Here is a 20,565-nt window from a genome sequence, read left to right as displayed (position 1 = left end):
GTACAAAAACAGACTGTAAAATCCCTGCTATAATACCGACACTTATAAAACATTCTGATCATTCCATAAACCCTTATACTATAAAGGGTTAAGAGATAACTCTATTATGACGACTGCCGTACAAACCTATGTCCCTGCTGCCAAGGCCAAACCCAAAAAAGCAGTGCAAGGCGAAAAGCTACGTGGCTATGATAAAGTTGCCCGTATTCCCATTAAGGTCATCCCAACGGTCGAGGCCAAAAAAAAGCCTGATTGGATTCGGGTCAAGATGTCTTCCCCTGCGGAAGTCGCACGCATCAAAGCCACACTGCGCGAACAAAAGCTCTATACCGTCTGTGAAGAAGCTGCCTGCCCCAACCTGCCGCAGTGCTTTGCCGATGGTACCGCGACCTTTATGATTATGGGCGATATCTGTACCCGTCGCTGTCCGTTCTGTGATGTGGGTCATGGTCGTCCGAATGCGCTTGATAAAGACGAGCCGCGCCACACAGCTGAGACCATTCAAGGCTTGGGTCTTAAATATGCGGTGATCACCTCTGTCGATCGCGATGATCTAAAGGACGGCGGCGCTGGACATTTTGTAGAAGTATTGAACGAATCTCGCGCGCTAAGCCCAAACTGCTTGATCGAGATATTGGTGCCAGATTTCCGTGGTCGTATGGAGATTGCGTTAGACTTATTGACGGAGACAGCGCCAGATGTCTTTAACCATAATATCGAAACTGTGCCGCGTCTATATAAAGCCTTCCGTCCTGGCTCTGATTATCAACATTCGCTCGACTTGCTTAAACTGTACAAAGCGCGTCGTCCTGATATCGCCACCAAGTGCGGCTTTATGGTCGGTCTTGGTGAGACAGAAGAAGAGGTCTATGCACTGCTCGATGATCTCAAGGCCCATGATGTCGACATGATTACCATCGGTCAGTATCTGCAGCCCAGTAAGGATCATGCGCCTGTTGATCGCTACGTGCATCCAGACGAGTTTCAGCGCTATATGGACTACGGCAAAAAGATTGGCTTCTTTAGCATTTGGGCAGGCCCGATGGTACGCTCCAGCTACTTTGCCGATCGTCAATACTACGGTGAAAACTGCCCTGCGCCCATCCGTAGCAAAAAAGCACTCGAGGCTGAGGGTAAACTTGGTTGTTAATGCTTGAATCAGGTTTGAGCAACCATTGACCTGTGAGTTTAATAGAAAAAGGGTGAGTAACAGATTTTGTTACTCACCCTTTTTTATTTTACAAATGAATCAATCTCTTAATATAGATACCTAACGCTTTAAACCGTTAAGGTCGGTGTGGGCTTTTTGGCTGTTCTTATGTTCCAAACAGCGATAATCAGCACGATAATCCCACCTATAAACCCTGTGGTCAGTTCAGGATAAATCAGTAGTAACGCGCCGATGGCCAATATGCCACGCGTGAGTGGACTCATAGCACCCCTAAAATAGCCCTCTAGCGCCGCCCCTAAAGCAATAACCCCTGTTACCGATGTCAATACCACTGTCACGATATCAAGGATAGGCGGCAGCGGAAAGTCTTTTGCCGTGACTGCCAGACCCGTGGGATCTATCATCAGCATCGTCGGACTATAAATAAACATAAACGGCACGATAAATCCGGCCAATGCCAGCTTCAACGACAAAAACCCTGTCTTCATCGGATCACCACCAGATATACCCGCACCAGCAAAGGCTGCCAGACAGACAGGCGGCGTAATATTGGCAAAAATACCAAAATAAAACACAAACATATGCGCTGATAAAATAGGAATATCAAAACCTGCTAGTGCAGGCGCTGCCATCGTTGCGGTAATGATATACGCAGGAATAGACGGTAGCCCCATGCCGAGTACCATAGAGGCAAGCATGGTCAATATTAGGGTTAAGAATAACGACCCTGCGCCCAATGTCACGATGGATGAGGTCATCACCGTCCCAAAGCTGGTTAAGCTGACAACGCCAATGATCACCCCGACGACCGCACACGCGGCCATCACCGCCAGCGACTGGCGAGCACCATCTTCTAGTGCACCCAAAATGTCCGAGAACCCCATTCTGGTCTCTTTGCGTAGCATACTAATGGCAACCGTGAAGCCAATGGTATAGGCCGCCGCATAGCCGACGGGTACGTTTTCAATCAATAAATAAATCAAAAACACAATCGGTAGTAGCATATGACCGCGCGCTTTTAATACTTCTTTGACGGCGGGCAGGTTTTCTTTGGCGATGCCTTTTAGGTCGCGGCGACCCGCACGAAAGTGCACTTGAGCAATAACGCCCAGATAGTAGAGCACTGCCGGCAATAATGCAGCTAAAGCAATGGTGCTATAAGGTAGCCCTGTGGTCTCCGCCATGATAAAGGCACTGGCTCCCATAATCGGTGGCAATATCTGCCCACCAACTGACGCGCTGGCTTCTACTGCTCCCGAAAAGTCTTTTTGATAACCGACTTTTTTCATCAATGGGATGGTAAACGCGCCGGTGCTGACAACGTTCGATAATGCTGAGCCATTGATACTACCCATAAAGCCACTTGAGATGACCGCGACCTTGGCAGGGCCGCCTTTTTTATCCCCAGCAATAGCCAATGCCAAATCATTAAACAGCTGACCCATACCAGAACGCGCCAAAAACGCGCCAAATAAAATGAACAAAAAGATAAATGTCACCGACGCGCCAATCGCGACAGAATACAGGCCTTCCGTTTTTAAAAACAACTGACCAAAGATATCGCCCATATCATAAGGACGCGTGAGCAATCGATCAGGCATAAAATCTAGATGGCTGACAAATGGATAAGCCAAAAATATCGATGCCAATATCGGCAAAATCCAACCGGTGATACGGCGACTGCCCTCTAACACACAAATGACGGTAATAATAGAAAATATCACATCGACCGGATTGGCCATACCACCACGTGAGGTCACGATATCTTGATACTCGTATATCAGATAAGCCATGCCAGACAATGATAGCAAGAACCAAATCCAGTCATACCAAGCGACGTGCTGGCGGCTACTTTTTTTACTCGCAGGAAATATCAGAAATATCAAGGCAAAGCCAACGCCGACGTGTACAGAGCGCTGTAGCAAAGCTGGCATCGGATTGAAGGTGATATATAAATGAAATAGAGAATATAAGATGCAAATTCCAGCGATAAAATACTTGACTGGACCTTGAGTGATTTGTCGGGTGATCGACTCTCGATCATACTTTTCTAATATGGCCTGATTATGAGCTTGCGCGTCAAGCTCGGCATCTACATTGGTAGCAGCATGGGTGTTGGCATGGATGGGCCGATCAGCATGATTGGCTGACATCGTTGTCACATTATCGTGATCCGTCACTTGCGAGTTCATGACAAAAGTCCTTTTGTAATCTGTCAATTAAATGATACGTCTTGGGCGTAATCGTTACTTCAGAATAATCTGGCGCCCACTCATGAACCAAAAGCCGATGGTCGGCATAATTTAGCTCACCCTTGGTCAATCTAGACACTACCCAATTAAGGCTAGGCAGTTTTTCGTTGATTTGATAACCCAAATAGCCAGGTTTTTGTATGGGTGCCAGCGCTTCAGTCGACGGCGTACCTGCGCCAAACGCTTCAAAATAGGTGGTGGTCAACAGCAGACCGTCATCTGTACGCTGATACTGCTCCTCCCACCACTGTTTTTCTACAGAATGGATCCAGCGCAGCTCAAAGCTTGGCTCAGTAAAATAACAGGTGGTGCCATCGACTTGCACTTCGACAACGGGCTGCTGGGATACGCTGGCCCATAGCACAAAAAAAACTAGCGCAGCCATCAGTGCCGCGCTAGTTAATAACCATAGACGTTTACTTGGCTGCTTGCTCATCGTAGTACTTTTTAGCGCCAGGATGGATTGGGGCCACCATACCAGTGTTGGCAGACTCTAAGCTGATATCATTGGCTGCTTGATGCGCGGTTTTTAGGCCGTCCAAATTATCAAACAAAGCCTTAGTCAGCTTATAACCATCGTCTTCAGATAAATCCGAACGCACCAACAACGCATTCATAATCGCGGCCGTCGGTATCGCGGCATCGTTGCCGTAAGTACCCGCTGGTATCTCAAAGGTTTTAAAATACGGTTTGGTGGTGATGATCTCATTCAGTTTAGCTTGATCGATAGTGACCAGCTGCAAATCTAAGCCCTGCTCTAGCTCCATCAATGACGAGTTTGGTAGACCACTACTAAAGAACGCCGCTTCGATTTTGCCAGCCTTCATACCATCAGCCGCTTCAGCAAAGCCTAAATAGTCGACGGTGATATCATCATAAGTAATACCAAAGCCTTCTAATAGGGTGCGCGCATTCACCTCTGTGCCTGAACCTTGATCACCAACCGCAATACGCTTACCACGCAGATCTTCGATATTTTTGATGCCTGACTGTTGAGACGTCACGATCTGAACCACATTCGGGTATAGCACAGCGATCTGTTGAATGTTGTCAATTGGCTGATCGAAGTTGTTTTTGCCTTCGACGGCATCAGTGACGACATCGCTCAGCGCCAACACCATATCTACCTTGCCTTGGGTTAATAAATTGACGTTTTCAACTGATGCACCTGTGGTCTGCGTCTTTGAGTTGACCCCAAAGGTTTTGGCATAAACCTCAGACAGTGCTGTACCAATAATATTATAAGGGCCAGATGCGCCGCCTGTGGCGATGGTGACAAACTTTGTGTCCAGCTTATCGTCTGCAGTGGCACTACTTTCTGCCGCTGCATTGTCTGTGTTTTCTGAGCTTGGAGAAGAGCACGCGGTTAGGCCTAAAACAGCACTTAACATCGCTGATAAAAGCAAAGGAGATTTTGAAGAGTTGAGCATGGCATTCATCCTTGAAATTTTTTATACGCTTGTCTAAACGCATAGTCTTTAAAAATAGATACGTTACAGACCTGTAATACTATAGCAATTCTTATGGTAAATAAACTGCCTGTGGCGACGCAAACAAATACTGCGCAAAATGCTTTCCTGTCTTACTGCATTTCTTTTATAGTGGATCAACTATAGTCGATTCTAAATAAAACAGATACATTATATGTCAACGTGGGACTGGGATAAATTTTCCTTGCGTGCTGTACCTGCGCCGACAGAGGCTGCGTAAAATTTATCCCAGCCCCACTGTATCGTTTTTATACTGAACTCACTATATATACAAAAGCTGTAGTTTTGATATGCGAAACCATGTTTCAATAACCAAACCATTTAAACAAAACCTCACTTTTTTGTAAACCTTTATGATAGATATAAGAGACACGATGACTATCAATATCAATAACTGCAAATGACCCTATGTAACTCTCTGCCCAAAGATAGCGATGCAAAGTAATGACATTCCTACGTAAAGAGAGTGCTATATTCTCAATAAATACTTATCACAAAACATCAGGGAGCGCCCTATGACCTCAGCAACAAAACAAACCGCTGATATCGCCATCATCGGCGGCAGTGGCCTGTATCAGATGGCAGACTTGACCAATAAACGGCGCGTTAAAGTTGAGACGCCTGTCGGTGAGCCGTCTGATGACATTGTATTGGGCGAGCTGAACGGTACTACCGTCGCCTTTTTGACCCGTCATGGTCAGGGTCATAAATTCATGCCGTCCGAGGTGCCGTACCGCGCCAATATCTATGCGCTAAAAATGCTAGACGTGCGTTATATCATCTCGGTATCAGCGGTCGGCTCATTACAAGAAAACCTAAAGCCTTTAGATATGGTCGTCCCTAATCAAATGATTGATATGACCAAGCAGCGTGTTAGTAGCTTCTTTGGAGATGGCGCAGTCGCTCATGTGTCGATGGCTGATCCGCTTTGCCCTGCTATGTCTGAGGTTTTGACGAGATCTTATGATAAAGCCAATATTGCCGATGGGCAGTACCACTCAAAAGCGACTTACGTTTGTATCGAAGGGCCACAGTTCTCTACTCGTGCAGAGTCGCAGTGGTATCGGCAAATGAACGCTGACATCATCGGCATGACCAATATGCCAGAAGCCAAACTCGCGCGTGAAGCCAGTATTGCCTATGCCACGCTTGCGTTAGTGACCGATTTTGATAGCTGGCACCCTACCGAGGAAGCCGTCAGCGCCGACTATGCCATCCAAAACCTGATGAAAAATGCTGATAATGCCCAGCAAGTGATTAAAGAAGCAGTCGCCCTACTCGCTAGCGAGCAGCCCAAATCTATCGCTCATACAGCTCTAGCGCAAGCATTAGTCACGCCAATAGAAGCGATGAGTGATAAAACCAAGACCAGGATTTCAGCGCTATTACCCAAATAGTATCAATCGTTATTGCATAAAAAACCACCAAAATATTTGATGGCTTTAGCATTTTAAGTCGTTTAAACCTAAGAGTTATTCAGATGGTATCCAGCCAGCCTACGGGCAGATACTGTAAATCCTCAGGCTCATCGATATCAGGCAAAGGCGCTAACAAAGCCAATGACCAGTTTAAATCTTGAATACGCTGCTGAGTAATAGAGGCAACGCTTGCGGTACTCCACTTGATATCTGCAAATAGACTGGCATAAATCTTCTTAAAACCAAACAGCACATAACCGCCATCAAAGGCGGGAATCATTACGCTATCAACTTTATTAGATGAGTTATGTAAGTTATGTGAGTTATCTAACTGCTGCGCGGCATTTTGAATCACTGCCGCTGTCAAACTGGGGCAATCGCTCCCTATCAGCAATACCTTTTCAAACTTTTTCAAAGCCTGCGTACTGGCGTTAAGCATACGTAATCCCAGATCGCCATCGGCTTGTGCTGACCAGTGCAATGACTTGGGTAAATCCAGCGTCTGCCAGCATGGATCGCTTGGCGCAGGACTGACGCATAGCTCAACTGTAAACCCTGTCGCTCGCGCCTGACGGGTACTATGCAAAAGCAGTTTACGCGCCATACGAGCGGCCCCTGCCATCCCAAGCACTGGCTGCAAGCGCGTTTTTGCCTTGCCCGCCGCGGGGAATTTGGCAAAGATAATGATACAGGTTGATGAGTTTTGATTCATGATAAAGGTTTGTTTTATCGGTAATAGCGCTGCCAAATATTGTCAGCAGGTACGCCGCGCCAATAATCAAAGCGCAGCCGCCACATCAGTAATATCGTGCGGCAAGTGCCATGCTGCTGCCAACGCCGTGCTGAGGTGATGACTTGACTGGTTAAACAAGCAGGTTTGCCAATGGTTTTTAGACGTTTACTAATCTCAACATCCTCCATCAACGCTTGATCGGGATAGCCACCAATTTGCTCAAACCAATCTCGTTTGATAAAAATAGCTTGGTCACCCGTGGCAATACCAGTTAGCCGCGAGCGTAAGTTTATCATTTTGCTGACTCGCTTTAGCATCCAATCAGGGCTATTTAGACGTACGTCAAAACGACCCCATTTTTTATCTTGGGTAGCAGTTTTTATATCCGTAATAGCTTGAGGTGGCAATTTGGTATCTGCATGCAAAAACAGCAGCACATCACCAGTAGCGAGCGCTGCGCCTTTGTTCATTTGCCGTGCACGACCTGCTTGTGACTGAATCACTTGCCAGACCACTTGCCAGTCGATGTCTGACTGATTATCACGAGTGACATCTGCAATAAGGTTTTGAGTCAATGCCAAAGACTCATCATTTGAGCCACCATCAACCAATATCACTTGCTGCGGAGGTGGGTTTAGCCCGATGATGTGTACAAACAAATGCGGCAGGTTATCTGCCTCGTTGAGTATAGGAATGATGATAGAAATTGTGGGCATGCTATCTGGTTACTTCCTATTTAGCGTTCAGTCATGGTTGGGGTGGCTTATCTTAGTTTGAAAAACAGTACCTGAAAACGCTAAACCACTTTCGTCTGATCATTTTCTAAAGCGCCGCCGCAGCTACTGCCCTGTCCTGCCGTACAGCCGTAGCAATGGTCAGCGATAGCAATATCATCACCCTCTGGATTTTGCGTCAATAAGTCTTTTAGATGCCGGCGCGATTTATTTGGCACTGGTATCTGCAGCTGCTGATTAAAATCACAATCAAACAATTCGCCCAGCCAATTGACACTGATGGTCGAGCGGCACATGACGTCTTTGAGATTGTGCGCATCGTAGTTGTCTTTGAGCAGCGTCATATAAGGATAGAACTCGTTTTTGGCAAGCAAGACTGCACCAAAGCGCTGAATGGGCATGTTCGTCAGAGCAAATAGCTGATTGAACTCAATATCAAAGTGTGCTTTGAGCTCGCGCTTATAGTCTGCCTCTAGTGTCTGCTGATTGGGCGGTAGGGTCGCGCCTTGCGGGTTATAAACCAAGTTCAAAATCAAACCTGTATTTGCCCTTCCATAACCCAAAGCATTAAGCTTATGCAGCCCTAGGATACTGTCATCAAATGCGCCTTTGCCGCGCTGCTTATCAACGTTTTCAAGCGAATAACACGGTAGTGAGGCGACCACTTCCACCTCGTTATCTGCCAAAAACTGCGCCATGCCTTCATAGCCTTCTTTCATCAAGATCGTCAAGTTACAACGATCAATGACTTTGACGCCAAGCTTACGCGCTTCTTTTACCAAGTATTTAAAATCCTCGTGCATCTCAGGCGCGCCGCCGGTCAAATCAAGTGTATCGATATTTTGCGCTTGCAGCACTTGCGCAATAAGCTCAACCAACTCACGCGACATCATCTCGGTGCGGTATGGACTGGCTGCGACATGACAATGCACACAAGACATATTACACAGATAGCCCATATTGACTTGTAGAGTCGTAAGCTTACGTCTGTTGATAGCAGGAAAATCCGTCGCTTCGAGTAGCTCAATAGTAGATTTCATAACGATATGGCATCCAGCCAGGTGTCTTTTTGCGATAAAAAATCGTGCTAAAACGTTGATGTTGCCTTGATGCAGGCGCGGGCATGGTCCACATCATATGCTTATCATTCAGCAAAAAAATAAAGGAGACTTCATAAATCATACCTTATTTTTTCTTCTGTATTATCATTAATATTAAGTATTTAGCTGGTTATTCCATATCAGCATTAATGCATACTCTAGGCGCTACTGGCTCCCACAGGATAGAAAAGCAACAAATCGCCCAAGGATATTGACCGCATTTGGCATTATAGTTAGATTGGTTCTATCGACATCTTTTGGCAAAGCGCACAGTACCTTTATCATTCATGAGAAAAGACAAGACTAGGGAAAAAAATGAGCACACATCTATTTATAAGACCGGCCTTATTAGGCATTGGCCTACTGAGCATGATCGGCTGTGCAGCAAATCTGACAGCAGACAATCAAGACAGCGCGGTGGCGGTACAAACAGCGACCAGTCAAGCAACCATCTATTACAACGGCAATATCATTACCATGGAGGGCGACAAGCCGCAACTGGCGCAAGCATTGGTCACCCAAAACGGTAAGATTGCTTATGTTGGTAGCTTAAAACACGCGCAAGACAACTATAAAAACGCCGCGACCGTCGATTTGCAACATCAGACGCTGCTGCCAGGATTTATCGATCCGCACAGTCATTTTGGCTTGGTGTCCAACACTATAGGACAGGTGGATCTGAGCGCGCCGCCGATTGGCAAGATAGACAATATCGATAAAATGCTGCAAGCGTTAAAGGCTTATAAAAAAGACAATAACATCGCTGATGGTGAGTGGATATTTGGCTGGGGTTATGATGAGACGCAGCTCACTGAGGATCGCCATCCGACCAAAGAAGAGATTGATAGCGTTTTGTCAAACAACCCAGTGTATTTGCAGCACACCAGCGGTCATATGGGGGTTGCCAACTCCAGTGCGCTGGCTGCTATGAACATCACTGCCGATAGCCAGTCACCTGAAGGCGGTAATATCGCCCGAGTCAAAGGCTCAAACGAGCCAAACGGTCTGCTACAAGAAACGGCGATGTATCCGCTTATGTATCAATTGCTCAAGACGCTTGAGCCCAAGCAAGGGCAGTTTTTTGATCAAACCCAAGACTACTACGCCAAGTACGGCGTGACCACGGCGCAAGACGGCTCTACGACCCGCGATGCTATTCAGTTTTTTCAAAAACAAGCAGATAATGGTAAGCTAAAAATCGACTTGGTCTCCTTGGCAGGGGTTAGTGATTTGGACGAAAACTTGGCCGATAAAGACTTTAAATGGCAAACCTATCAAAACGGTTTTAAGGTACAAGGTACCAAAATAATCGCCGATGGCTCCCCGCAAGGCAAGACCGCTTACTTTACTCAGCCCTATCTGACGCCTGTACCAGACTGCGAGAGCGACTGCCGCGGCTTGCCGAGTATCAGCCAAGAGAAGATGAATGAGATGTTTGTCAAAGCCTATAAAAATGACAATCAGTTATTTATTCATAATAATGGCGACGCGGCCACTGATATGATCCTCAAAGCGCACGAATATGCAGTCAAACAAACGGGGCAAGCCACTGATAAAGACCGCCGTATCGTGCCGATTCATACGCAGTTTGCGCGGCCAGACCAGCTAGCGGCGTTTAAAAAGTACAATATGGTGCCGTCATTTTTTACCAACCACGCTTATTTTTGGGGCGATGTCCATATCAAAAACTTGGGCGAAAAACGCGCCAATTCCTTAAGCCCTCTTGCCACAGTTGATAAAATGGGTATCCCTTATACCAATCACTCCGACGACACTGTCACGCCAGTCGATCCGCTGTTTTCTGTTTGGACAGCGGTCAATCGCACTTCACGCACAGGTCAAGTCATCGGTGCTGATGAACGCATCACGCCGTACCAAGCTCTCAAGGCCATCACCAGCAACGCGGCGTATCAGTACTTTGAAGAAGATACCAAAGGCACACTGGCTCCTGGTAAACTCGCGGATTTGGTGATTTTAGATAAGAACCCGCTGACCATAAAACCAGCCGATATCCGCAATATTGAAGTAGTAAAAACCATCAAAGAAGGCAACACTATTTATCAGCGTCCAGTACAATAGCAGCCAAACGATATGGCCCATCATGCGTCCCATATTTTACCGAATCATAGGAGTTTTTTATGAGTAGTAGCACCGATAGCAGTCACGAGCATATTTTGTCCTCAGACAATATCCACCATCTGCATCATACGTTTTTTGTGCCAAGTGATACGCAAACCCATATCAAGGCCACCCTACTCGTCGTACACGGTATGGCCGAGCATAGTGGCCGCTATGCAGATTTTGCGCAGTTTTTGGCCGATCACGGTATCGCCGTCGCCACTTATGACCATTTAGGCCATGGTAAAACCGTCAAAACCCAAGCGGACTTAGGGTTTTTCGCTGACGAGCATCCTATGCAGTCATTGCTAAAAGACGTCATCGTGATGGCAGATCAGTTACAAGCGCGTTATCCGGAGGTGCCACACTTTGTCATGGGGCACTCAATGGGCTCCTTTATCGTCCGCAATGTCCTCAAACATCACGCTCATCGCTTTGCAGGTGCTATCTTGATGGGCAGTGCAGATGCCAACCCCTTGACCAAAGTGCTGGTACCTGCCAATAAACTCTTGGCAAAAGTCGCCCCGAAAACCCCAAATCCTGTATTTGCCACGGTCATGAATAAAGTCCTAAACAGCAAGCTAAAGAACCGCCAATCAGAATCTGAGTTTGCTTGGTTAAATCAAAACCCCGAAGCCATCGCAGACTATGAAGCCGATCCATTGACAGGCTTTGATTTTACTAATAATGGCTTTATGACGCTGTTTTGTTTGATGGAAACGGGGCTGAATAAACACTGGGCTGCCACCATTACCAAGGACTTTCCGATGCTCTTTATCAGCGGCGAGGACGACCCTATCGGCAATATGGGTCGCGGCATTCGTCGCATCGTCACCCGCTTAAACAAGCAAAACTTTAGCAACGTCGATATCCAGCTTTATCCAAATATGCGTCATGAGCCGCTCCATGAAAAAGACCATCAAACCGTTTATCAAGATATCCTAGAATGGATAGAAGATAATACTGCGGACGTTTGCTAAAAGCGGTCAAATTAGCGACAATACAGCGAACGTGTTTTTTCACCACATTTACGCCCTTATTTTGTTATAAGACTTCTCTTTTATTAATTTTAGGAACCTTTATGTCATTACAACAAACCATCGAACAAGCCTTTGAAAACCGTAACGAATACAGCCCAAGCACCATGCCGCAAGATGTGCGCGATGCCATCGAGCAAGTGCTTGAGCAACTAGATAACGGCAGCCTGCGCGTAGCAGAAAAAAAGGATGGCGAATGGGTCGTCAATCAGTGGGCCAAAAAAGCAGTACTACTGTCATTTCGCCTAAACGACAACTACGTACAAGCCGCTGGCGAACATGTGAAGTTTTATGACAAGGTACCGACCAAATTTGCTGACTGGACCGAAGCGCAGTTTAAAGAAGCTGGTGTACGCGTCGTGCCACCTGCGGTCGCTCGTAAAGGCTCATATGTCGCGGCAGGCGCGGTGCTGATGCCGTCATACGTCAATATCGGCGCTTATGTCGATCAAGGCGCGATGGTTGATACATGGGCGACGGTCGGCTCATGTGCCCAAATCGGCAAAAACGTGCATCTCTCAGGCGGCGTGGGTATCGGCGGCGTGCTTGAGCCACTACAAGCCAACCCGACCATCATTGAAGACAACTGCTTTATCGGTGCGCGCTCTGAGATCGTTGAAGGCGTCATCGTCGAAGAAGGCGCGGTCATCTCTATGGGTGTCTATATCGGTCAATCAACGCGCATTTATGATCGCGAGACAGGCGAAATTCATCGCGGCCGCGTACCCGCAGGCTCTGTCGTCGTACCAGGTAGCTTGCCATCAAAAGACGGTAGCCATAGCCTCTATGCCGCCATCATCGTCAAAAAAGTCGATGCACAGACACGCGCAAAAACAGCGGTAAATGAGCTACTACGCTTAGACTAATCTGCTCGCGTATATGTTGGTTTTTATACCAAACCGTTTTTAGGGCGTGTCCTCAATTCAATCGATAGCCATCTAAATGGGCTAAAAATGGCTAAATCTGGCCAAACGGTGTCAAATAGCTGACTAATATCTCGATATTACTTGCGCTATCTTCCTTGTTTGACTGCGATTTATCTCATTTTTATCACCATTTTTAAAATGAGAACACGCCCTAGTAAAATAGCTTTATATACAGATGCTGGAGCATGGCTTCAGCATCTTTTTTTATGTTTTAATTTTTTATGTATTAGCCGCAGTGTAATATCATTGGTTACGTTATAATTCACCGTGATTTTTTGCGCTATCCTCGCATAAAGCGGCCGCACCTACGACCTGACTTTTTGCACAAGCTTATCGCCGAGCGTTTTATCAACCTATCGCCTTATCAACGCTCACTTGTCGTTGAAACTATATTGTATTTGAAACCATTATGAACCAGTCGCCGTTACGCACCGCCGCCATTCCTGTCACCGACCCGAGCGCAGGTCTGCGTTTGACAGAGATTTTTTACTCGCTACAAGGTGAGGCGCTGACCTCAGGCTTACCGACCATATTTGTCCGCTTAACCGGCTGTCCGCTCAGATGCGTCTACTGCGATACTAAGTATGCCTTTACAGGTGGCGAGCGTCAGTCATTAGATGCCATCATAGCGACGATCAAAACCTATCCGTGCAAGCGGATTTGTCTGACGGGCGGTGAGCCATTGGCGCAGCCCAATGCCATCGAGCTGATGCAATGCCTGCTCAGCGATGGCTATGAGATTTCCCTTGAGACGGCAGGGGCGCTGAGTGTCAAAGACGTACCAGCGGCGGTCAGCAAAGTCATGGATCTCAAAACTCCAAGCTCAGGCGAAGCTGATAAAAACCTTTGGTCAAATCTTGACCACTTAACCCAGCATGATCAGATTAAGTTTGTCATTATGAACCGCACTGACTATGACTGGGCAAAAGCCACACTCATTGAGCATCAGCTGGATAAACGTGTCGGCACGGTTTGGTTTTCGCCGATGTTTACTATTGCAGATGATATCAATGACGCGGTCAGTCCAGAGGTGCCTGTGCTTGCCCGCGAGCTTGCCGAATGGATACTGACCGACGCCCTGCCCGTGCGCTTTCAGCTACAATTGCACAAAATCATTTGGGCAGATGCCAAAGGTAAATAGTGAACAGGCAAACAGTAAAAAGGCAAATAACGATAGGACATCGCCTCGGCGTTATCCTAAACAGCTAAATAGCTGTATCAAGGACACAAGACAAACGGCACAAATCGCTCACACGACACGGAAATAAGGATAAGGGCACAAGGATGGTCAAGCTAATACTACTGGGCTTAGTGGCGGGCGCGTTTTTTAGCTCGACATTTATTTTAAATGAGATGATGAGCGCGGCAGGCGGCCACTGGTTTTGGTCGGCGAGTCTGCGCTATGTCTTTATGTGGCTGATAATCACCGGCATCATCTTGTTTCAGCAAGGGATGGGGTGCCTCAAAGCTTTGACAGCGGTCTTTTTTCAGCACTGGGTTTTTTGGTGTCTCACAGGCAGTATTGGCTTTGGGCTGTTTTATGCAGGTATCTGCTATGCCGCCGATCATGTGGCAGGCTGGGTGGTCGCGGCGACCTTTATGTTTACCGTCGTGACCAGCTTATTGGTGCTGATGGTCTTTGGCCAGCGTTTTGATAAAAAATTCATCCTTTATGCCCTTTTAGTGTTTGTTGGGGTGGTGATGGTCAATGTCAGTGAGGGCTTGCACGCCGCTGCACTTGCCGACACTGATATTGCCCATGCCGTCCCTATGGCACAGATGCTGCTCTATGGCGCACTGCCCGCCCTTATTGCCGCTTTTAGCTACCCGATTGGCAACCAGTTGGTCTGGCAAGTCACTCATAACTCCCGCACGCCAGCGTTACCCGCTGACTTGGCAGATCAGTCGCACGCCGTATCTGGCATTGCCGACACCCATGACGAGCCACTCATCTCAGAAGCTTATGATCTGCCGCCTACTTTATATGACACTAGTACCACCAGCACCGCTCTAAATGCTCTGCCTGCCGCCGCACCTGCGCCGTCACTACTGCAAACTCTGATCCATCGTACTCCCTCGATTGAGACTACCTTACTACACAATGCCTTTAACAAAGTTTGGCTAATGACTCTGGGGAGTTTGCCATTTTGGCTGCTTTTGGGCATGATAGTGCGACCCGAGCTACCCGATAGCGCACAGGTGTTTAATACCTTGCTGGTGGCTTTGTTGGCCGGGGTTGCGGCTACTACTATATTTTTGTACGCGCGCGGTCAGGCGGTGACCTCAAGCGAGGTGGCTGGCGTCGATGCCACCCAAGCCAGTGAGGTGATATTTGCCCTTATCGGTGGGATATTATTACTGGGTAACTCGGTACCTTCTACGATGGGTTTGCTCGGTATTGGTTTGATCATTATCGGGCTGATATTTTTTGCCAAGGATGGCTAAGTCGTACACAGCTGTCTCGTTGATTTTTTTGCTACACGACGAATGCAATAGCCTTTATTGCGCTCAGTCATCTCATTTTGACGGTCACGACTTGGTGCTATAACGATGGTTAATGATTTGATTTTTCCTGATATCTTGTTGTACTTACTGGATATGGTAGGGGTGATAGCCTGCGCGATCGCGGGGACCTTGCTGGCGCAGCACAAAGGCTTTGATATTGCAGGCTGTATTTTGGTATCGATGGTCAATGCCATCGGCGGTGGTACACTACGTGATATGGCGCTTGATCGTCATCCGCTGTTTTGGATGACGGATCTCAATTATGTGATCGTCATCACGCTGACGTCACTTATTTTACAGATATTTTTTCATCTTTATCATAAGATTGATAATGCGCTAAAGCTCTTTGATGCTATTGGCTTGGCCGCATTTAGTGTCATTGGTTTTAAGGTGGCGCTCACGCAAGATATGTCACCGATCATTGCGATTATGATGGGGGTTTGGACCGCGATTATCGGTGGGCTATTACGTGATATTATCTGTAATGAGATACCGCTGGTGCTACAGCGTGAGATTTATATCACGGCCAGCATCATAGGCTCTACGACCTATCTGCTGCTGCAGTATTTGGGGGTCGATGCTGGCATCAATGAGTTTATTATGCTGTTTGTGATTTTTGCCGTGCGGATGTTGGCACTGAGGTTTGACTGGCATCTGCCGTCTATTCGCCTAGTTGATTAAGGGTTGACGATTCATTGGCAGCTAACTAATATCAGATTGATTGCAGATAGCCTCTATCCTCTTCTGCCGATTCGACCCGCTGCCCCATCATCATCACCTAATGAGACTTGCGCATGTTGACCATCGCATTAGACCCTGCTGCTCTGATCACCACGTTCGATCCGCGCTCGCTGATATATCTGTTTGATATGATCGGTATCGTCGCTTGTAGCGTCTCAGGTACGATACTGGCTAAGCACAAAAACTTCGATGTCTTTGGTTGTCTGCTGGTGTCTATTGTCACTGCCATCGGTGGCGGTACGGTACGTGATGTCATTTTAGACCGTCATCCGCTGTTTTGGATGGTCGATATGAGCTACTTGACCGTCATTACTTTGTCTTCACTAGTGATGCAGATATTTTTTCATCCAAACTCCAGACGCGTCGATACGTTTCTCAAACTCTCAGACACCATCGGCCTATCAGCCTTTACCCTCATCGGCATCAAAGTCGCAGACAGTATGGGCGCCAACGTGCCAGTGGCTTTACTCCTAGGGGTAATTACCATTGTGGTCGGCGGTATTATCCGCGATATGATCTGCAATGAGATACCGCTGGTTTTGCAGCAAGAGATTTATATCACCGCGGCGTTGGCAGGCGGCATTCTCTACTTTGCGCTGCACAATCTCGGCGTGACGCCTTGGGTGGCTGACGTCTCAGCGATGAGTACGATTTTTATTTTGCGCATGCTGGCGATACGTTATGATTGGCAGTTTCCGACCATAGAATGGCGATATTAATCACACGGCGCTGGCACGCGGGTCTCAATGCTAAACAGTCAAAGCACTGGCGGTAAAAGCGCTTTACGAGCTACGCCGCTGCTACCACTGCCAAGTCTTTGATCATGAGTTGTAAGCTTTGTTTGCCGTTCCACTCGTTGATGTCCAGCTCAAACAATACATGCACTTGCTGGGCGCGATAATCCCACGCCGCGCTATCAAAGTTAAAATAAATGGCATCAATCGGATACTGCACGTCAGGATAACGCAGTGATAGCTTCAAGTGCTTGTCTTTTAAAACCTTAAAGCTTAATACCTCAAACACCCCATCAAATATCGGCGGTGCAAAGCCATGACCCCAGATACTGGCATCTGCCAAATGCTCGGCAAACCATAGGCTAAAGTCGCTGGCCTGCAGTGGCCCATCGGTGAGCTTTTGCTCAGCAAACACCTCATCATCTATCTCTGCCATGACCTCATTGAATGCCGCCACAAACCCGTCAAAGTGACGACGCTTGATCGTCAAGCCTGCCGCCATCGCATGGCCACCAAAGTGACTGATCAAGTCAGGATAGCGCTCAGCGACCAGCTCAATGGCATCACGAATATGCACGCCTGCAATCGACCGCGCAGAGCCTTTGATCGCATCATCGTCTCCGGTACACGCTTTATCTGCTGGCGCAAAGACAATGCTGGGCAGATAGTGCGTTTCTTTTAATCGTCCAGCGACGATACCGATGACGCCTTGGTGCCAATCGTCTTGATACAAAATAATACTGCGCTTATCGGTGCTACTGGCGGTGCCTGCTAGCGTCTGTACGATATTGTCCGCCTGCGCCCGCATCTCGCCTTCTACCTGACGGCGCGTACGGTTTAGCTGTTCTAGCTCTTGCGCCAAACGCTGTGCGGTGTGCCAGTCTTCGGTCAACAAGCACTCAATGCCGATACGCATGTTATCCATACGCCCAGCAGCGTTGATACGTGGGCCTAAGACAAACCCAAAGTCCTGCGCGTGCAGCTGCTTTGGATCGCGGCCTGCTTGCTCGAGGAGCGCCAAGATACCCATGCAGCAGCGCCCTTGACGAATGGCAGTTAGCCCGTGATGCACCAAGATACGGTTGTTTTTGTCCAATACGCCAACATCGGCAATCGTGCCGAGCGCCACCAAATCTAAATACTGGCTGACTTGTACAGTGGACTTACCAGCTGTACGGCGTCGTTTTGCCAAGCGGCCCAGCACATAAAACGCCACGCCAACCCCCACCAATGCTTTGCTGGAAAAATGACAGTCAAGCTGATTGGGATTGACCACCGCTTCAGCTGGCGGGGTCGCTTTGGTGGTCAAGTGATGGTCGGTGATAATCACCGTAATGCCGTCGGCCTGCGCACGGGCGACACCTTCATGACTGGAGATGCCATTGTCCACCGTCACGATCATGTCTGGCTGATAAGTCTCAATCCCCAGCTCCACAATCTCAGGCGTTAGCCCATAGCCATACTTAAAGCGATCTGGCACCAAAAAGTCCACCACCGCGCCCATCTTAGTGAGCACACGCATCATCAGTGCCGTGCTGGTCGCGCCGTCGCAGTCAAAGTCGCCGACGATCAAAATCCGCTGACCTTTATCAATAGCAGCATCTAACAGATCCACAGCTTGGGTGACACCATGCAGCTGCTCAGCGGGCAGTAGCCCAGAGAGACTGATCTCCAGCTGCTCAGGATTGGTGATGCCGCGACCAGCGTATAGTCGGGCAAGCGTCGGTGACTGGGCGGCAAGAGGCTGCAAAGCGGCGGGCAACTCGTCGATGCGAGTGCTGGTATAACGGGAGGTTAAATTTAGCATGATGGTATTCTACTGGCTTTCATGCAGGGTCACAATGCCAATTTATAGCGGTCAGGTTTATTCTTTACGATTGCTTGTGACTTCTTAAAACACTTTTTTAAAACACTTTTTTAAAACACTTTTTTAAAACACTTTTTTAAAACACTTTGTCAGCCTTCAGCAGATCATACAGTGCTTACGCTCTATGTTTGCGCACACCTCTGGCTTAGGCTAAATTTACAAAAACGGTGCACAGTGACTGTACTTTTCTGCATTTTGCTACAAAGCGATGATTGTATGCTACCGATAAATCCATAAAATGGATGTAAATTAATATATTTTCACCGTGAGTGATATAAAAACCCTATTATTCATTATCTAAAAAAACGTACAAGGACCTTTTATGAAAACCACACCAGTCGCTGAAAAACTCCCTAATACCATCGACCCCAATCTTGATCTTGATAAAGTCAAACAAGAATGTCTGGGTTTGGTCAAAAAACGTGCCAGAGTCTCAGCTGGTGTCGCCATCGTACCTGTGCCGTTTTTTGATGTGGCAGTTGATGCAGGCATGTTGACCCAGCTCATCCCTGAGATCAGTGAGCGCTTTGGCTTGATCGAAGACCGTAAATCAGCGATTGACTTGGAGTCACGCGAAGTGCACTGGAGCGCGATTAGAGACCGTACGGTTGACTTTGCAGGATTGATGGCGACGCGCGGTCTCGTCAAAAAAACCATTCAAGGTTTTGGTGGTCGTATCGCCGCCAAGCAAGTGACCAAATTTATCCCATTGGGTGGGCAATTGGTGGCTGCAACGATGGGCTATACCATTTTTAAGAAAATCGCCACCGATCATATCAACGACTGCTATAAGTTGGCCAAAGACATTCAGCAAAAGCAGCACGGTAAAAACGTCTAATATCGGCATTACTAAATAAAAGAACTAAATAAAAAAGATACGCTGCATCAGTTCGCTAGACTGGGATCTACTTATTTCAGTCTCGCTTTGATGCTCTGCGCGATCTTAACACGCCAGCGAATACCAAAATAAATGGCCTTTGCTGGTTTTTTTGTGTGCTTTTTTAGGGCTGTCGTGGCACCATGTTTGTCTTTACAACCATTGCCTTTACAACCATTATTTTTATAACCATACCAAGGAGTATTCTGTGAAAAAACACGGGCCTACAAAAAAGATACTGGCATCTACTACCTTACTGACTGCGCTTGCCTTGGGCGGCTGCACCACCACAGGCGGCGTCAATAATGATGCTGGCACTGCCATTGGTACCGCCAATGAGATCGGTATGAATGTGTTTCGCGCAGCCATTGACAACCAATGCCGCAGCCAAATCGAAAAACAAAATGCGTGGCGTATCGCTAGCGTTGCCATGACCGAGACGCAGCAAGAAACCATAAAAAGCAATGTCTGTGGCTGCGTCAGTGAGCAAGCTCCGCAGCAAGTCAGCCTCGTTGAGCTGGGCAACGCGGCCATCGACCCCAGCTATCGCACGCAGCTGGTTACCCGAGTCGTCGCAAAATCACTGCAGAGCTGCTATGCAAGTTTTATGAAATAACCAGACTATCACGGAATGCGATTTACTCAAGTATAACTCCCGTTAGTCAAAATCCTTTATCATTAATCAAAATCCTTTATCAGTAGATATAACGCCAATAGGCAGGTTAACGATTGCGTCACGCTGTCTATTACGATAGATTATCAGTCAATGGACTTTATTTTTGTATCTGTCCCGTCCTAAAATAAGTTTACGAAAAAGGGACTTATTTATGGACAAGTTAGCAATAGCAAAGGTTAAGCGCAC

Annotated in this window: 18 protein-coding genes; 11 read left to right on the top strand and 7 right to left on the bottom strand. The window is 47.4% G+C overall.

From position 1 onward, the window contains the following. The first annotated feature begins 106 nt into the window (after nucleotides 1-106). Nucleotides 107-1,150, top strand: coding sequence for a lipoyl synthase (gene lipA, locus BTV99_RS03835; RefSeq protein ID WP_075101056.1), 1,044 nt, complete (start codon nucleotides 107-109; stop codon nucleotides 1,148-1,150). A gap of 128 nt (nucleotides 1,151-1,278) precedes the next feature. On the opposite strand, the gene BTV99_RS03830 is transcribed toward lipA, so the two are convergent. The 3 genes from BTV99_RS03830 to BTV99_RS03820 are packed head-to-tail and all read right to left on the bottom strand — an operon-like array spanning nucleotide 1,279 to nucleotide 4,853. Then, the gene (locus BTV99_RS03830) at nucleotides 1,279-3,363 is read right to left on the bottom strand and encodes a TRAP transporter permease (protein WP_218607356.1); all 2,085 of its coding nucleotides are present in this window, start codon (nucleotides 3,361-3,363) and stop codon (nucleotides 1,279-1,281) included. Next, complete coding sequence (locus tag BTV99_RS03825) at nucleotides 3,335-3,859, bottom strand: DUF1850 domain-containing protein (protein WP_083608514.1); 525 nt, start codon at nucleotides 3,857-3,859, stop codon at nucleotides 3,335-3,337. The genes BTV99_RS03830 and BTV99_RS03825 overlap by 29 nt, the downstream gene beginning before the upstream one ends. Beyond that, nucleotides 3,840-4,853: a TAXI family TRAP transporter solute-binding subunit gene (locus tag BTV99_RS03820; RefSeq protein ID WP_075101055.1), complete on the bottom strand. Its 1,014-nt coding sequence runs from the start codon at nucleotides 4,851-4,853 to the stop codon at nucleotides 3,840-3,842. The genes BTV99_RS03825 and BTV99_RS03820 overlap by 20 nt, the downstream gene beginning before the upstream one ends. Before the next feature lie 575 nt (nucleotides 4,854-5,428). Between BTV99_RS03820 and mtnP the strand changes: the two genes are divergently transcribed. Then, nucleotides 5,429-6,310: an S-methyl-5'-thioadenosine phosphorylase gene (gene mtnP / locus BTV99_RS03815; RefSeq protein ID WP_075101054.1), complete on the top strand. Its 882-nt coding sequence runs from the start codon at nucleotides 5,429-5,431 to the stop codon at nucleotides 6,308-6,310. Between the two features lie 79 nt (nucleotides 6,311-6,389). Here the strand turns inward: mtnP and BTV99_RS03810 are convergent, their stop codons facing one another. From BTV99_RS03810 to arsS, 3 genes are all read right to left on the bottom strand, one after another. After that, a complete protein-coding gene (locus tag BTV99_RS03810) occupies nucleotides 6,390-7,043 on the bottom strand; it encodes a TIGR04282 family arsenosugar biosynthesis glycosyltransferase (RefSeq protein WP_075101053.1) in 654 nt (217 codons plus the stop codon). Between the two features lie 14 nt (nucleotides 7,044-7,057). Then, the gene (locus BTV99_RS03805; protein WP_075101052.1) at nucleotides 7,058-7,780 is read right to left on the bottom strand and encodes a TIGR04283 family arsenosugar biosynthesis glycosyltransferase; all 723 of its coding nucleotides are present in this window, start codon (nucleotides 7,778-7,780) and stop codon (nucleotides 7,058-7,060) included. Between the two features lie 80 nt (nucleotides 7,781-7,860). Continuing rightward, a complete protein-coding gene (gene arsS, locus BTV99_RS03800; protein ID WP_075101051.1) occupies nucleotides 7,861-8,838 on the bottom strand; it encodes an arsenosugar biosynthesis radical SAM (seleno)protein ArsS in 978 nt (325 codons plus the stop codon). A gap of 375 nt (nucleotides 8,839-9,213) precedes the next feature. Between arsS and BTV99_RS03795 the strand changes: the two genes are divergently transcribed. From BTV99_RS03795 to BTV99_RS03765, 7 genes are all read left to right on the top strand, one after another. Beyond that, a complete protein-coding gene (locus tag BTV99_RS03795; protein ID WP_083608513.1) occupies nucleotides 9,214-10,977 on the top strand; it encodes an amidohydrolase in 1,764 nt (587 codons plus the stop codon). Nucleotides 10,978-11,036: 59 nt separating this feature from the next. After that, nucleotides 11,037-11,996 carry an alpha/beta fold hydrolase gene (locus tag BTV99_RS03790; RefSeq protein WP_075101050.1) on the top strand — a complete coding sequence of 320 codons (960 nt, stop codon included), beginning with the start codon at nucleotides 11,037-11,039 and terminating at the stop codon, nucleotides 11,994-11,996. A gap of 101 nt (nucleotides 11,997-12,097) precedes the next feature. Continuing rightward, nucleotides 12,098-12,919: a 2,3,4,5-tetrahydropyridine-2,6-dicarboxylate N-succinyltransferase gene (dapD, locus tag BTV99_RS03785; RefSeq protein ID WP_075101049.1), complete on the top strand. Its 822-nt coding sequence runs from the start codon at nucleotides 12,098-12,100 to the stop codon at nucleotides 12,917-12,919. A gap of 469 nt (nucleotides 12,920-13,388) precedes the next feature. Then, complete coding sequence (queE, locus tag BTV99_RS03780) at nucleotides 13,389-14,120, top strand: 7-carboxy-7-deazaguanine synthase QueE (RefSeq protein ID WP_075101048.1); 732 nt, start codon at nucleotides 13,389-13,391, stop codon at nucleotides 14,118-14,120. A gap of 143 nt (nucleotides 14,121-14,263) precedes the next feature. Beyond that, entirely contained in the window at nucleotides 14,264-15,424 is a 1,161-nt protein-coding gene (locus tag BTV99_RS03775) for a multidrug resistance efflux transporter family protein (RefSeq protein ID WP_075101047.1), read from the top strand. A 105-nt stretch (nucleotides 15,425-15,529) separates the two neighbouring features. Continuing rightward, nucleotides 15,530-16,165: a trimeric intracellular cation channel family protein gene (locus BTV99_RS03770; protein ID WP_075101046.1), complete on the top strand. Its 636-nt coding sequence runs from the start codon at nucleotides 15,530-15,532 to the stop codon at nucleotides 16,163-16,165. Nucleotides 16,166-16,278: 113 nt separating this feature from the next. Beyond that, entirely contained in the window at nucleotides 16,279-16,944 is a 666-nt protein-coding gene (locus tag BTV99_RS03765) for a trimeric intracellular cation channel family protein (protein ID WP_075101045.1), read from the top strand. A gap of 70 nt (nucleotides 16,945-17,014) precedes the next feature. Here BTV99_RS03765 and recJ read toward each other — a convergent pair whose 3' ends face one another. Further along, nucleotides 17,015-18,766, bottom strand: a complete 1,752-nt coding sequence (gene recJ, locus BTV99_RS03760) for a single-stranded-DNA-specific exonuclease RecJ (protein ID WP_075101044.1) — start codon at nucleotides 18,764-18,766, stop codon at nucleotides 17,015-17,017. Between the two features lie 382 nt (nucleotides 18,767-19,148). Here recJ and BTV99_RS03755 point away from each other — a divergent pair, with 382 nt between their 5' ends. Continuing rightward, entirely contained in the window at nucleotides 19,149-19,664 is a 516-nt protein-coding gene (locus BTV99_RS03755; RefSeq protein WP_075101043.1) for a hypothetical protein, read from the top strand. A gap of 247 nt (nucleotides 19,665-19,911) precedes the next feature. Next, a complete protein-coding gene (locus BTV99_RS03750; RefSeq protein ID WP_075101042.1) occupies nucleotides 19,912-20,319 on the top strand; it encodes a hypothetical protein in 408 nt (135 codons plus the stop codon). The last annotated feature ends 246 nt before the right edge of the window (nucleotides 20,320-20,565 follow it).

Source organism: Psychrobacter sp. Rd 27.2 (assembly GCF_001921755.1).
Classification (GTDB): Bacteria; Pseudomonadota; Gammaproteobacteria; order Pseudomonadales; family Moraxellaceae; genus Psychrobacter; species Psychrobacter celer.
The sequence above is the reverse complement of the archived record's forward strand: the minus strand, read 5'-3'. Positions and strand labels throughout refer to the sequence as shown.